The following is a 14,180-nucleotide window of genomic DNA, read 5'->3' as shown; positions in this document are numbered from 1 at the left end:
AAAAAGGGGAGCGAGTGTACGCAATTTACTCAGCTAGGACAATAGCTTTTGTAATTGCTCGCCGTGTCGCGCCTGTTGATTGTCCAATGTTAAGCGTTGGGCCTGGATAATTGAACGAAATTCCACCAAGGCGCGATCAAAGTCTTCATTGATGATCACATAGTCGGCTTCCACGTAGTGGCTCATCTCGCTGATTGCCTGCGCCATTCTGTGTTCGATGATTTCTTCGTTGTCCTGGCCGCGACCGGTCAAACGTGTTCGCAGTGCTTCGATGGACGGCGGCAAAATGAAAATACCGACGGTATCTGGAAATACTTGGCTAATTTGGTCGGCGCCCTGCCAGTCAATTTCTAAAATAACATCAACACCGGTTGCTAGTAGTGCATCCACCGTTGATTTTGCGGTGCCGTAGAAGTTGCCAAAAACTTCCGCATGTTCGACGAATTCGTCGGCCTTGACCATGGCTTTGAATTGTTCAACGTCAATAAAGTGATAGTTCACGCCGTTTTCTTCCCCCGGCCGACACGCGCGAGTGGTGTGTGAAACTGACACTGAAATATCATCGATAGATTCAATGAGCGCGTTAACCAAGCTGGTTTTGCCCGCTCCCGATGGAGCCGATACGGTGTAGAGAGTTCCTCGAACAGTCATCCAAGCCTCGAACTGTCAGTTGATTATCATTCATACCCGACAAGCCCCATAGGCTTGAGACCGATAGCACTGAGGTTGCAATTCTCATCTGGACGGGCGGAGAAAAACTGCGCATCCTACTGATCTCGCCGTTAAACTACAACTTTTCCCAGGATTTATGAGTACTTATTTGATGAAGTTACGGTGTTATCACACAGTAACTCAGCGTAAGTTCATTCGAGCAAGACTTGGGTACTGAGTTGGGTATTCTGCATAAGCACTCAGCATAAAGCGTAGCGTTGCGATTTAATAACCTCAAGTTGCGCCCTGCTTTGATTAACAGTGCTTGGATTCAATTCCCGCAGTTGGTGTCGAATTTCAGATGATGATCTTTATCTTTAGAAACCATTCAGACTATGTTGCCTATAATTCGACGCAGTAAACGTTCTCAAAAAAGCCGGATTAACGCGTGCTGGCAAGAGCTAAAACGTGCACGTGCAGAGGTTGAGCAATTCGAATCCGTAATGTCGCAGATTCGAGGCGAATTTTATCGCGTTGTATTGCCCAAAGAAAAACGTGTTTTATTGCCGCATCGTGTCACGTTAATCGAGCGCTTGACTGAATTTATGGGCCGAAAGAGTTTGTCGGAGTGGCACCGACAGGAGTTGGCCGGTTGGATTAGTCTAGAAATAGACGCCGTTTCCTTGGTCGACTACCCACTGAGTTTGGCGCTCACTGAAAAATACAATCAGGTGATTCACGAGCTGTACCCTGATGTTCCAGCAGAAGATTCATCGGCAGATGAGGCGAGTGCTGGCGGCTTCAATGAGGCGTCTGAGCGTCTCGCCTATGAACGTATTCTTGAGCAATTAAAATTAGGCTTGAGTGAAGAACAGCTGCAAGAATTGATCGATGCCTTTGAGTATGAACAACAAAAACAAGCCGACGATGTGTTGAGTGTAAACAATAAGTTTGATGCGCATTCTGATGTTGGCGATGGTAAATGGTTGCGTGATTTATTTCGGCGAGTGACTAATAAGTTGCATCCTGATAGAGAGCAAGAAGCCGAACTGAAGCTGCAAAAACAGCAGGTGTTAGCTGAGCTTTTGTCTGCGCGCGACAATGGCGACATAGCCACCATGTTAGAAATTATTGCTGAGAATTTATCGGAGCAAGAGTTAAATAATGCGGCTCTCGATATTGAGCAAGTGGAACAAGCGTTAGCGGCTCAAATAGATCACTGTAAAAGTTTAAAATCAGAGCTTATTTATCACAGCGAACTGTCTCACTATTTGTATCAAAGTTTTTATTCGTCCGATGCCAATGTGAGAGAGCAAAAATTTTCGGACTATCTAGACAACATTGATGTGGTTGCAGAACGTTTACAAGAAATGCTGGAATTTTTAAAAAACTTAACGCGATTAAAAGAAATACTGCAAATTAGAAATAAGAAAAATAATTTACTTTACGCTGACGACCTTTTCGGCGGTTTTGGTTCGAAAGATGTTGATGGTCTTTTCTGAATAAATTTCCAGGATGTGAGAAATCTCTTAGATGCAAAAATTATTAACGTTTGTGGTTCAAGGCTTGCTGACGATATTACCGTTGGGCATTACCTTGTACGCTATTTATTGGTTGGTTATTAATATAGAAAACCTTTCAAGAAAAACACTGACCAATACCTTGTCAATCGACTGGTATTTTCCGGGCCTTGGATTAATGGTGGCCAGTGTGTTTGTCATTGTCGTTGGCCTAGCAATGAATATGTATGGCGCGCGTTACTTAGTGGGTATTGGTGATCGGTTTATTCAGCGGATTCCATTGGTTAAATCTATTTACGCTGCAATCAGCGATATTATCACCGTGTTTAACATCGGCAAAAACAGCGATTTGAGCGCTGTTGTGAGCGTCGATATGGGCAATGGTTTTCATCAGATTGGTTTTGTGACCGGCGAAGATACAGGTAAACGATTGTACCCAGAGGACAATAAAATCGGCGTTTACTTGCCGATGAGTTATCAAATTGGTGGCTTCACCATGTATATGGATCGCGATCGAATTACACCGTTGGATATCAGCATTGAAGAGGCCATGCGGATTACGCTCACTGGTGGTGCACAATCGAAAAGTAGCGATTAATTTTTATATCTGTTTACCGATGTTTTTCTGATAAAACCGATTAAACACGCGTAAACAGATCGAACTGACTTTTCGTTGTTAATAACAATAATTAACACTTCAAAATTATCTAAGCCCTTACTAAAACCGGTTTTTTGCCTACGCGTAACTGAATTTGGTCAGTTAATCTGACGTTTCTGAGTTTTATCTCGTCTTTGATTTTATCCGATCCATGACACTGGCTAGGCTAGGTTGTCACTCTGGTGTATGCTTGTAATAAGGTATCGTGATTATTTGCTGCTTGGTTATAAAGCGTCTTTTCTATTTATCGGATTTTCCTAAAATATTTTTCATTCACTCTTTTTAGAGTGCATTCGAGTTATAAGTACCATTGGTAATTGATGCTCAAAATTAACAAATTAAGGGGATTTCATCGTGAGTGATTTGTTGGAAAAAATAATGAAAGCATTCCATCATCCCTTAGCTGCGATGATGTTTTTTGTCGGTGTCATTTTAACGTTAATGGGATTGTCCGATGGCATACCGCTCACCGACAGCACCACAATTCAAACTCGCGAGAATTTCCGCTATCTGGCAGTTGGTTTGGGAGTGCTGGCGTTGATTGTAGCAACTGTTGTGTATTACAAGCCTCCCACCTACCGCCCTTCCCCGCAACCCGAAGAGTTTGAGCCCACCGATGACACAACCGAAAAAATTCTTCACCCTGCCAATGGCGGTGTTGCCGAGTTGGCTATGTCTTGGGGACAAAAACGAAATATTTTAAGTCAGACGCAACGAAACTTATTGGCTTACGTTGAAGAAAAAAATTCGGTGAGTTATGTGCAGCTTTTGAATAATTTTTCTGAAAGAACCAATAACGAAATGTTTTATCGGTTGGAGCAATTGCGACTGCTCGGATTTGTTGTGTGTGAACAAATTGGTAATGGCGCGTCTGATGCGAACAATATTTTGTATTCGCTCAGTGAGGGGTATGCTTCGGAGGTTTCGAACTTGCCTCATGTTGCAAAAACGCTATTTGCAACCGAGGCTTCGCACTAAATTAATTAAAAATATTTTCTGTAATTACTCAATATTCTGCACTTGCTCGCGCATTTGTTCGATTAGCACTTTGAGTTCCACGGCCGTTTGGGTTGTATCACTAACCGTTGCTTTGGATGATAGTGTGTTGGCCTCGCGATTTAATTCTTGCATTAAAAAATCCAACCGGCGTCCTACGGGCTTTTTCTGGTTTAAGCAGTTTTTCACTTCGTTGGCGTGGGTTTCGAGGCGATCTAATTCTTCGTCGACGTCGGATTTTTGCGCCAGATACACTAATTCTTGTTCGAGCCTATCTTGATCCACTTCCACTTCTAAGACCGATAGCTTTTCCAACAATTTATTGCGCTGATTTTGTTTTAACTCTGGCAGTACTAAACGGGTTTTTTCAACCAAGGCATTTACTTGATCTAGACGGTTAGTTATGTGGTTTTTGAGTTCTTTGCCTTCGCGTGCTCGCTGTTGGATAAGATCGTCTACGGCTGTTGAGAAACTGCTCAACGCATTTGCTTTGGCTTGTTCGGGATCAATTTCTGATTCTTGAATGACGCCTGGCCATTGCAAGATTTGCATTGGATTAATTGTGGCGGGTTTGCTCAGTTGATGATTGATGGTTTCCGCCGCTTGTATGACTTCTTTTGCCAAGTTTTCATCAATGTTGATGGTCTGTTGCGTTGTCGTTTTTTGTACTTGCAAAGATACTTCGACTTTTCCGCGAGCAATTTTATTGCGCAATATTTCCCGAAGGTTTGGCTCTAGTAATCGGAGTGTTTCTGGTAGGCGAAAATGTGGTTCCAAATATCGGTGATTAATACTGCGGATTTCCCAGGTTAGCTGCGCCCATGTGAAGGTTTCTTGGTTGCGGGCAAAGCCAGTCATGCTGTGGGTCATTGAGTCATCCTTTTTTATATTTTAGAGACAGTTCAAATCAACTGAGTTTGGTATTAAAACGATCAGCTCTTTTGTTTGGGCCAGATAATCCATGTTATCACAGGGTGAGTTCGTTATAATCCACGGCATAATTATTTACTGCTCTTTCTCGGACTTAATCAAATTATCCGCTTGAAATCGAGTGCCTTATTCCATTCAGGAGAATAGCTTCATGCAAAGACCCAGCGGTCGTCTTGCCAACCAACTACGCACAATAAAATTAACCCGAAATTACACCAAACACGCCGAAGGTTCAGTTTTGGTTGAGTTTGGGGATACTAAAGTACTCTGTAACGCAACGGTTGAAGAAGGTGTTCCTCGCTTTATGCGCGGTGAGGGTCGCGGTTGGATTACGGCGGAATACGGTATGTTGCCGCGTTCAACGGGTTCTCGTATGGGCCGTGAAGCGGCGCGTGGTAAGCAGGGTGGTCGCACCGTAGAAATTCAGCGTCTGATTGGTCGTTCGTTGCGTGCGGCTGCTGATTTGGAAGCGTTGGGTGAAAACACCATCATAGTAGATTGCGATGTTATTCAAGCCGACGGCGGCACGCGAACAGCGTCAATTACTGGTGCTTGTGTGGCAGTCGTCGATGCGCTTTCGAAATTGGGCGATAAAGGTTTGTTGAAAGGCACTGTGTTGTCGGAGATGGTTGCTGCGGTGTCGGTGGGCATTTATGAGGGCGAGGTTGTATTGGATTTGGATTATCCAGAAGACAGCAATGCTCAAGCCGATATGAATATCGTGATGTGTGAAGGCGGCGGTTTGATTGAAGTTCAAGGTACGGCTGAGGAAAATCCATTTACGAATGAGCAGTTTATGCAAATGTTAGCGGTCGCTAAAGAAGGCATCGATGAGCTTCACAAATTGCAAAAACAGGCTTTAGATTTAAGCTAGATTGTAAAATCTTAAGTAATAAAAAAGGTGCCCGATATAGAGCTTTTTACAGCTCTATATCGTAATCCATGATCACCGGTAAGTGCGAAGAGAAGGCGCGGTTTTTATAAATCACTCCGTATTCAACACGGGGTTTTAACCCTTCTGAAATCACTTGCAGGTCGGTTCTCCAGCCATCGCCTTTTCCGATTTCTCCGCTAGGCCACCAGGAATATTCATCAGAATCTTTGTTTACTGCACGAAATGCGTCGATGTAGCCAATTTGATTAAACAGCTGGTCCATCCATAAACGCTCGTGTGCGAGGAAACCGGCGTTTTCTTCATTGACCTTCGCGTTTTTAACATCGCTCGATTTGTGCGCCATTTGCCAGTTACCGCAGAAGACAAATTCACGGCGTTTACGAGTTATTTTATGAAGGTGAGCCTGGAGGTCATCAAAAAATTTTACTTTGACTTCGAGGGATTCCAGTTCAGTATTCGCACTAGGGGCGAGCAATGATCCGATGCTGATATGCTCGAAATCAGCTTGAAGGTAGCGGCCTTCCATGTCGACACCGCTGGCAAAACCTAATCCATAAATTAGCGCTTTAGGTTGATGGCGCGAGTAAATCGCAACGCCGTTGTAGTGTTTGATACCGGAATCGAAAAAGTACGCGTTGTAACCTTCTGGGTGAAAGATGTCGTGGTCGAGTTCATACTCCAGCGCACGCAAATCTTGTAGGCATACGATATCCGCGTCCTGCTCGGATAACCACTCGTATAGTCCGCGTTGCGCAGCTTGGTGAATGCCGTCAACGCTTAAACTTATTATTCGCATATTCGCCCCTTCATAATGGACTGTGTATGATAACGACGTTTGAACAAATTTGTTAGATAGTTGCCATTTATTCCTGATTTACTTAGGTATTCTTTACATGCATCAGTACCAAAAAGACTTTATTGAATTAGCCATTAAACATAAAGCATTAAGCTTCGGTGAATTTACACTTAAATCCGGACGCACAAGCCCTTACTTTTTTAATGCCGGGCAGTTTCAAACCGGTTCGGCGCTTGCTGCGTTAGGTCGATTTTATGCCGAGGCCCTAGTGCAATCGAAGGTTGAAATCGATTTGGTCTTTGGTCCTGCATACAAAGGCATTCCTTTAGCTGCTGTAACTGCCACTGCGTTATTTGATCAACACCAGCGTGACTTACCTTATAGTTTTAACCGTAAAGAAGCCAAGGATCACGGCGAAGGCGGCACCATTGTCGGCGCTCCTTTGGCGGGTCGTGTGTTGATTGTCGACGATGTCATCACCGCAGGAACAGCTGTACGTGAAGTGATGTCTATAATTTCCGAAGCAGGGGCAAAACCTGCGGCGGTATTGATTGGTTTGAATCGCCAGGAGCGCGGCCAAGGCAGCGCCAGTGCGATTGAGGAAATTGAACAAGAATATAACATTCCGGTTGTCAGTATTGTCTGTTTGGACGACATCATTGAGTATCTGATTCAAAATAACCAAGACGATCAAGGTTTGATCGACCGGGTAAAAGCTTATCGAGCTGAGTTTGGAGTAAGTTAACTGTATGTCAAAAATCATCAATTCACGCATAACGCTAAATGACGGTAACGAGCGTCGTTTAGGGCGGTGGTTGATGGTGTGGGTATTTGCCGGGAGCTTGAGTCTTCCGGTGGCAGCACAAGGTGTGCTGCTATATCGTTATGTCAATGCGGAGGGCGTTAAGGTAATTCATCACACCATACCACCTGAGTACGCACAAAATGGCTATGAGGTTTTGAATTCTCAAGGTGATGTTGTCGAAGTTGTCCAACCGAGCCTGACAGATACAGAACTGGCAGCGCTGCAACAGAAGAGAGAACTGGAAGCTTGGGATAAAGATCTACTCAAGCGCTACAGTACGGTAGCGGACGTAAAAGCGGCGAAGCGACGCCGGTTGGGAGAAATCAACACCAATATCGCAATCCTCCGCGGCAATATTCTCAATCTCGATTCACAGATTGCCCGAGAACAAAGACGCGCCGCTGACAGTGAGCGTCAGGGCATTCAGGTACCGGAATCAATCCTGATCAATATTAAGAATTTCCGGGGTGAAAAGCCGCTGCCGAGCGACAAATTGAAGAGCGTCGCGACGAGTATAGGCAGGCCGAGGATAAGTTTGATAAAGACATTGACCGGTTCACGTTCATTTTAGAGCGACGTGAACAGGCCCGAACATCATACTGAGCTTTCGCTGACGCTGGTGTCCGCTGTTTTTAACGTGACACCGGTTGTGAGCACTTCACGGAAAAAGCTCTGCATCAATTGATTCCACTGGTCCGGCCAATGTTCGGTCGGACGACGTTTAAAACCACTTCTTACAAATTGCGCAATTCGCCCTTCTGCCGTTGCTACCATCAGATTAGCGGCGGCATTCAAACCAATCTTCGGGCGCAGCCCTTCTCGGATTTCAGCTTCACGAATAATCTGCTTAATTTGGGTTTCCAAACGATCGTAGAACTGAACGACGCGCGCGTGTAAGCGCTCGTTTTCTCCGGCAAGTGCGTCGCCGGTAAGAATGCGGGTGATGCCTGGGTTTCTCTCCGTGAACGTGAGCAGCAAGGTAAGGATCTTCTCACAACGGCCAACGGCGGTGCTTTCTTCGGAAAGAATCAACGTGATGCGAGTGAAGACGGTGTCTTCGATAAACTCGATCAAGCCTTCAAACATCTTCGATTTACTGGGGAAGTGACGATATAACGCTGCTTCTGAAAAGCCCACTTGCTTTGCTAAGGCCGCTGTTGTGATTCTCGATCCTGGCGAGATTTCCAACATATGAGCGAGAGCCTGAAGAATTTCCTGGCGCCTAGTGAGCTTAGTTTCAGTTTTTGTCATAACAAATGAATATCGGTTTCTTTAGTAAACGTACAGCGTTAGCTTGTCCCGAGGTTTTGGCAATAGGACTTGAAAGCGCAATTAAGACTATCGATTTTGACCACGCTTCGATAGTCGCTTTGTAAATAATCATCCACAAGCTGCAATTACCGCTAGTTTTTCAGTATTTGCAGTGTTGCAGACGGGTTTAACGAAAAGCTATTAGTTAAAACGTTTTCCGGTCGCTTTGGCAACTGGCAAATAAGGAATATTCAATAATTCTGTCATTTGATCGCTTTTTTAGTCAGCCCATTGAGCGCTTTGTGCAAAATAGGCGACTATAAAACGAATAATGCTAGCGATTCCCGCAAGCCTTCTCAACTTGAAAGGACAATTGTTATCGACTAATTGCTGGATTTTGGGCGGTTTGTAATCAATGTGCCGACACCAACGTCAGTGAATATTTCCAACAACACGGCGTGGTTTACTCGGCCATCAATGATGTGGGCTGAATTAACTCCCCCTTTTACGGCATCTAACGCGCATTGGATTTTTGGCAGCATGCCGCCGTAAATGGTGCCATCTTCGATCAATCCGTCGACCTGCTGAGTGCTAAGGCCAGTTAAGACTTCGCCATTTTTATCTTGAAGGCCAGAAACGTTGGTTAGCAACATGAGTTTTTCGGCACCGACAACCTCGGCGATTTTACCGGCCACTAAGTCTGCGTTGATGTTGTAAGTTGCGCCGTCTTTACCCACACCAATCGGCGCAATAACGGGAATAAAATGGCTGTTAACCAGCATATCAATCACGCTGGTGTTTACCGATTCCACTTCACCGACATGGCCGATATCGATGATTTCAGGCGCTTTCATGTCGGGAGTTTTACGCTTAACTTCAAGCTTTTTAGCTCGAATTAAGTGGCCGTCTTTACCGGTAATACCGATCGCTTGGCCGCCATTATTGTTGATCAAAGAAACGATTTGTTTGTTAACGTTGGCACCGAGCACCATTTCAACAACGTCCATGGTTTCGCTGTCGGTGACGCGCATACCGTCGATAAATTCTGATTTGATCTGCAGTTTTTCCAGCAGTTGGCCAATTTGAGGGCCGCCGCCGTGAACCACAATTGGATTCATGCCGACCAGCTTCATCAAAACAACGTCGCGGGCAAAGCTGTTTTGTAAGTCTTCATCGACCATCGCGTTGCCGCCGAACTTAACCACAATGGTTTTGCCGGTAAATCGTTGTATGTAAGGTAGCGCCTCGGTGAGAACTTTGGCGATGTTCATGGCGGCGGTGCGATCAAGTGACATGTCAGAATCCTTTTTCCTGATGTTTTGGTGACTCAATATCCTAGTGTAAGCCCTCGCAAGAGCTTGGTCATAGTCAGTAATTGTTATGGTTTAAAATGAAAGGTCGAGCGAAGGCGCAACTTTGGCCAGCTCGCGCTTGAATAACAGCTTCAGTTGTTCGATAACTTCCTCGTTATCGCCTTCAAATCTTAAGGTGAGTTCTGCCGCCGTATTGGATGCCCGAACTAAGCCCCACCCTTTGGCGAAGTCTACGCGTAAACCGTCGACAGTCGTGGTGGTGCCGGATTGGAAGTTGCCGGATTCCACCAAGCGTTTAACGGTTTCAAATTTTTCGCTTTCATCAATGGCAACACGAATTTCCGGCGTCGATGGCAGTGCCGGGAACGCGGCAAAAATTTCACTCATTTTCTGGTCGCGCAACGACATGATTTCGAGTAGACGTGCGGCGACTAAGAGGCCGTCGTCAAAACCGTACCAACGATCTTTAATGAAGATATGACCGGAGTATTCGCCGCCGAGTAAGGCGCCGGTTTCTATCAGTTTTGCTTTCATGTGAGCGTGGCCGGTTTTCCACATGATGGGTCGGCCACCGTAGCTGCTGATTAAGCTGCCTAATTGACGGGTGCATTTAACGTCGTAGACAACATCGGCACCGGGATTTCGAGAAACAATATCTTTGGCGAACAACATGAGCAGACGGTCGGCTGTAATAATTTCGCCTTCGTCAGTGACGATAAAGATTCGGTCGCCGTCGCCATCAAACGCAACACCGAGGTCCGCACCCTCATCTTTTACGGCTTTGATTAAATCGGCGAGATTTTCTTCTCGACTCGGATCCGGGTCGTGATTAGGGAAGTTACCGTCGATTTCACAATGCAGTGGAATAACATCGCAGCCCATTTCTGAGAATAAACGCGGCGCAATTTCTGAGGTGGCGCCGTTGCCTGCGTCAATCACCAAGCGGACATCACCCATCAAGGCGACATCCGATAAAATTTCGTCAATGTAATTGGACTCAACGTCGGTTTCGGTAACGCTGCCCTCACCCGTGTTGAAATCTTCGGTTTCCATTTGTTGGCGAATTACGGCTATTTCATCTTTCGCCAACGTGTTGCCGTTGAGCATGATCTTAAAGCCGTTGTAATCAGCACCGTTGTGACTGGCGGTCACGATAACACCGTGTTTATTTTCTTCGCTTGTCGCCACGGCGTAGTAGAGTAACGGCGAAGGCATAAGGCCGATGTCGTTCACTCGACAACCGGTGCTGACAATGCCGTCTATCAGCGCTTTAGACAGTTCGGGGCTTGAGGTTCGGCCATCTCTGGCGACAAAAATATGAGTGTCTCCCTGAGCGACAATGCGACTGCCCAGAGTTTTTCCTAGAGCCAATGCAAAATTGGTGTTGATTTCATCCTTGGCCAAACCGCGAATATCGTAGGCGCGAAAGACGTGCTCAGGGAATTTGAGTTTTACCGGTTCCATCGTTGTTGTGGTGTTTGAGCGCGAGGCTGCTTCACCACTCATCAACGATTTATCCTCTTCGGCGATTTCAACGTCATCCAATGCCGCTAACGGATTGGCTGCGGAGGCTTGGTGAGCCGATGGGGTTGTGTTCGACAGCATTGATGCTTGGTGTTTGCGAAGCTTTTTCTTTTCTATGAAGTTAGCCGCGAAAACTGCGCCAAAGAACGTTAAGCCTGCGAAGACAGATAAACCTATAAGTACAAACCAGGGTTGGGCGTTGGCTTGTTTGATGAGCATTTTGGATGGGTAGAAATCGATTGACCAAAGATCGTTCAGTTTAGCTGAAACCTTCGGTGACAAACCTGTGCCTACGGTGGTTAGTGTTTGATTTAATCGCGGTTGATAGCTCTGAATTAATTGGTACGAACCTAGGCTAACGTCGGCTTGGATGAGTGCGTCGTCCAGCGAAGATATGGGCAGGCGCACCATAATTGCGCCGGGTGCTAAGTGCGCGTTGTTAATTTCTATGTCGTCGCGTGAAAAAATGCCGGATACCAATGTGAAGAACCAAGAGTCTTCAATTTTTCCCGCCTCGGGCAGTGGTTTTTCGCCGCGAATCACTTCGTTGATCATATCCAATTCAGTGAAGCGAAAATCGAGTCCAGGAATTTGGGCTTCCGGTGCCGCTCTTGAGTTCAGCAGCAGAACTGTTGAGCCTTCGGGTAAGGCATTAGAAATGGTTGCGCGCCATTGTTCCAACAGTTGGCCGTCGTTTTTCTCGATGCCAGAAATTAATGTGTGCCTCTGGCCGAATTGGTCGAGACTGGATTGAAGGCCATTAATTTTAAATTGCAGCTGGCGTGCGGCGGTTTGAACTTGTTGCTCACTTAAGCGCGCTAAGTTTTCTTGTTCAACACGGACAATAAAGTGTTGGTACACAAAATAAGCAACCAGTGCATTGAGCACAATTGCTCCTGCTATGAGCCCAATTTTGGTTGGGTTTTTAGGGGATTTTTCTTTCGACGGTTGTTGATTTTTTTCTCTTCGAAAGGCAAACACACTAAATCCTTCTTTGTTCAACACAGACTGTTCTGTATGTTGTTTAGTCCAATTCAAACGATGCGTAAATAGACGGTATCATTAAAATTGATACTCGTTCGCATCGTATCCCGTTAAATTAACACAATAAATCAGTCTTCGATAATTGCTTAGAATTATCTCGTTGAAAAAATCGTTAGCGTTTGAGCGCATAACCAGATTAATTTTAATTAGTTTTTTCGATTGAAACCGCTCTAATAACCTGTCAGTAGTATCGGTTGTGAGCCGATAAACTGCTCACAACTCGTATTTTTTGAACACTGCTTACTGGGTTGTCTCGCTAAGACGCTTTTCAATCAAACTGATCAGGGTTTCAGCTAGGGTGCCTTTTGCTAAATTGGGCAACGCTTGATGGCCATTCGGCCAGAAAACCGTTACCTCATTTTGATCGGAATTAAAGCCGATATCTTTTCGCGACACGTCGTTGGCGACAATCATATCGAGATTTTTGCGCTCAAGTTTACTTTGAGCGTATTGCGCAACGTCGTTGGTTTCGGCGGCAAAACCTACAGTGAAGGGTTTGTTTGTGCAGCCTGCAACGCCAGCGATGATGTCTGGGTTTTTCACAAGCTCAATGGTCATATCATCTTTGTCTTGTGTCTTTTTAATTTTCTGCTCAGCAACCGACGCTGGGCGATAATCAGCCACGGCAGCAGAACCAATAAATACATCGGACTCATCCACTCTTTCCATGATTGCTGCTTGCATCTCAAGCGCGGTATTAATTCGAATGGTGGTTACGCCTTTAGGGTCTGGCAGATTTGTTGGACCGCTTATTAAGGTTACCTCAGCACCAGCTTTGGCGGCTGCGGTTGCTAATGCGTAACCCATTTTTCCAGAGCTGTGATTGGTAATGTAGCGCACGGGATCGATGGCTTCTCGGGTCGGGCCGGCGGTCAATAGCACCTTTTTCCCGCTGAGAATCGAAGGTTGTGATGGCTCTTCAACGGCTTCGTCATCGAAATGATCAATTACCGAATTGACGATATCTGGAATTTCCATCAAGCGTCCGTAGCCGATGTCGCCGCAAGCTTGATCGCCCTGAGCCGGACCAAATTGTTTGATGTCTAACTCGGCCAGTTTGGCGATATTGTTCTGAGTGGTTTTATTCGTCCACATGGCTTGGTTCATTGCTGGCGCAACCGCTAGAGGCGCTCTTCTGGCCAAACATAAAGTGGTGAGTAAATCGTCTCCGAAGCCGTGAACTAAGCGAGCAATGAAATCGGCACTGGCTGGAACCACCAATACCAAATCCGCCCAGCGAGCCAGTTCAATGTGTCCCATGCCTGCTTCGGCTTGTGGGTCGAGTAATTCTGTGTGTACTGGATTGCCCGTGAGCGCTTGGAATGTGAGCGGAGTTACAAACGTTTGCGCCGCTTTGGTCATGGCGACGGTAATTTCAGCGCCGTGATCTTGCAGTCTGCGGCTTAATTCTGCGGCTTTGTATGCAGCGATGCCTCCGGTGACACCTAATAGAATTTTCTTGTTTTCCAGTTTTCGTGTTTGACTCATGGGCTATTCAACTAACTCAGTGTGATATTGCTGTGTGCGTTCGGCGGTATTGTAAAGGGATTTTATGGGAATTTGTTTCGATCTTGTTTGAGACCTGACGTGTTTCTGTTTTGGATCTACCAAACATTAGTTCAAAACTATAAAACTATCTGATTATAACTTCATTGATTTTCGCCAAATGTGTAACAAATTCAATAATTTGTCGTGAAAAGCTATTAATTTTTCATCGCTATTTCGCGGAAAATAGCTCTTATATATCGTTCGTTTAGCACAGTGAATACCGACGAACGATCGCTATTTTTTTGATAG

General features: G+C 45.5%; 13 protein-coding genes. 6 read left to right on the top strand and 7 right to left on the bottom strand.

From position 1 onward, the window contains the following. Positions 1–33 precede the first annotated feature (33 nt). Complete coding sequence (gmk, locus tag LU361_RS06195) at positions 34–651, bottom strand: guanylate kinase (RefSeq protein ID WP_233087947.1); 618 nt, start codon at positions 649–651, stop codon at positions 34–36. Positions 652–1,046: 395 nt separating this feature from the next. Here gmk and LU361_RS06190 point away from each other — a divergent pair, with 395 nt between their 5' ends. The 3 genes from LU361_RS06190 (at position 1,047) to LU361_RS06180 (ending at position 3,807) form a co-directional block, all read left to right on the top strand. Next, positions 1,047–2,153 carry a hypothetical protein gene (locus LU361_RS06190; RefSeq protein ID WP_233087946.1) on the top strand — a complete coding sequence of 369 codons (1,107 nt, stop codon included), beginning with the start codon at positions 1,047–1,049 and terminating at the stop codon, positions 2,151–2,153. Between the two features lie 31 nt (positions 2,154–2,184). Beyond that, a complete protein-coding gene (locus tag LU361_RS06185; RefSeq protein WP_233087945.1) occupies positions 2,185–2,769 on the top strand; it encodes a DUF502 domain-containing protein in 585 nt (194 codons plus the stop codon). Positions 2,770–3,183: 414 nt separating this feature from the next. After that, positions 3,184–3,807 carry a hypothetical protein gene (locus LU361_RS06180; RefSeq protein WP_233087944.1) on the top strand — a complete coding sequence of 208 codons (624 nt, stop codon included), beginning with the start codon at positions 3,184–3,186 and terminating at the stop codon, positions 3,805–3,807. 24 nt (positions 3,808–3,831) lie between these two features. Here LU361_RS06180 and LU361_RS06175 read toward each other — a convergent pair whose 3' ends face one another. Further along, complete coding sequence (locus LU361_RS06175; protein ID WP_233087943.1) at positions 3,832–4,695, bottom strand: YicC/YloC family endoribonuclease; 864 nt, start codon at positions 4,693–4,695, stop codon at positions 3,832–3,834. 211 nt (positions 4,696–4,906) lie between these two features. Here LU361_RS06175 and rph point away from each other — a divergent pair, with 211 nt between their 5' ends. Further along, positions 4,907–5,629, top strand: coding sequence for a ribonuclease PH (rph, locus tag LU361_RS06170; RefSeq protein WP_233087942.1), 723 nt, complete (start codon positions 4,907–4,909; stop codon positions 5,627–5,629). 46 nt (positions 5,630–5,675) lie between these two features. Here the strand turns inward: rph and LU361_RS06165 are convergent, their stop codons facing one another. Continuing rightward, positions 5,676–6,446, bottom strand: a complete 771-nt coding sequence (locus tag LU361_RS06165) for an exodeoxyribonuclease III (RefSeq protein WP_233087941.1) — start codon at positions 6,444–6,446, stop codon at positions 5,676–5,678. 97 nt (positions 6,447–6,543) lie between these two features. On the opposite strand from LU361_RS06165, the gene pyrE reads away from it, so the two are divergent. Both pyrE and LU361_RS06155 read left to right on the top strand, forming a co-directional pair. Beyond that, positions 6,544–7,191: an orotate phosphoribosyltransferase gene (gene pyrE, locus LU361_RS06160; RefSeq protein ID WP_233087940.1), complete on the top strand. Its 648-nt coding sequence runs from the start codon at positions 6,544–6,546 to the stop codon at positions 7,189–7,191. A 4-nt stretch (positions 7,192–7,195) separates the two neighbouring features. Next, positions 7,196–7,822 carry a hypothetical protein gene (locus tag LU361_RS06155; protein ID WP_233087939.1) on the top strand — a complete coding sequence of 209 codons (627 nt, stop codon included), beginning with the start codon at positions 7,196–7,198 and terminating at the stop codon, positions 7,820–7,822. A 23-nt stretch (positions 7,823–7,845) separates the two neighbouring features. On the opposite strand, the gene slmA is transcribed toward LU361_RS06155, so the two are convergent. From slmA to coaBC, 4 genes are all read right to left on the bottom strand, one after another. Next, positions 7,846–8,502 carry a nucleoid occlusion factor SlmA gene (slmA, locus tag LU361_RS06150; RefSeq protein WP_233087938.1) on the bottom strand — a complete coding sequence of 219 codons (657 nt, stop codon included), beginning with the start codon at positions 8,500–8,502 and terminating at the stop codon, positions 7,846–7,848. Between the two features lie 383 nt (positions 8,503–8,885). Beyond that, the gene (argB, locus tag LU361_RS06145) at positions 8,886–9,797 is read right to left on the bottom strand and encodes an acetylglutamate kinase (protein WP_233087937.1); all 912 of its coding nucleotides are present in this window, start codon (positions 9,795–9,797) and stop codon (positions 8,886–8,888) included. 90 nt (positions 9,798–9,887) lie between these two features. Continuing rightward, on the bottom strand, positions 9,888–12,344 hold the full coding sequence (locus tag LU361_RS06140; RefSeq protein ID WP_233087936.1) for a phosphomannomutase/phosphoglucomutase: 2,457 nt from the start codon (positions 12,342–12,344) through the stop codon (positions 9,888–9,890). A 279-nt stretch (positions 12,345–12,623) separates the two neighbouring features. Then, positions 12,624–13,871: a bifunctional phosphopantothenoylcysteine decarboxylase/phosphopantothenate--cysteine ligase CoaBC gene (gene coaBC / locus LU361_RS06135; protein ID WP_233087935.1), complete on the bottom strand. Its 1,248-nt coding sequence runs from the start codon at positions 13,869–13,871 to the stop codon at positions 12,624–12,626. Positions 13,872–14,180: the final 309 nt, after the last annotated feature.

Source organism: Sessilibacter corallicola (assembly GCF_021290925.1).
Taxonomy (GTDB): Bacteria; Pseudomonadota; Gammaproteobacteria; order Pseudomonadales; family Cellvibrionaceae; genus Sessilibacter; species Sessilibacter corallicola.
Note: the sequence above shows the minus strand (reverse complement) of the source record. Positions and strands in the feature narration are given on the sequence as shown.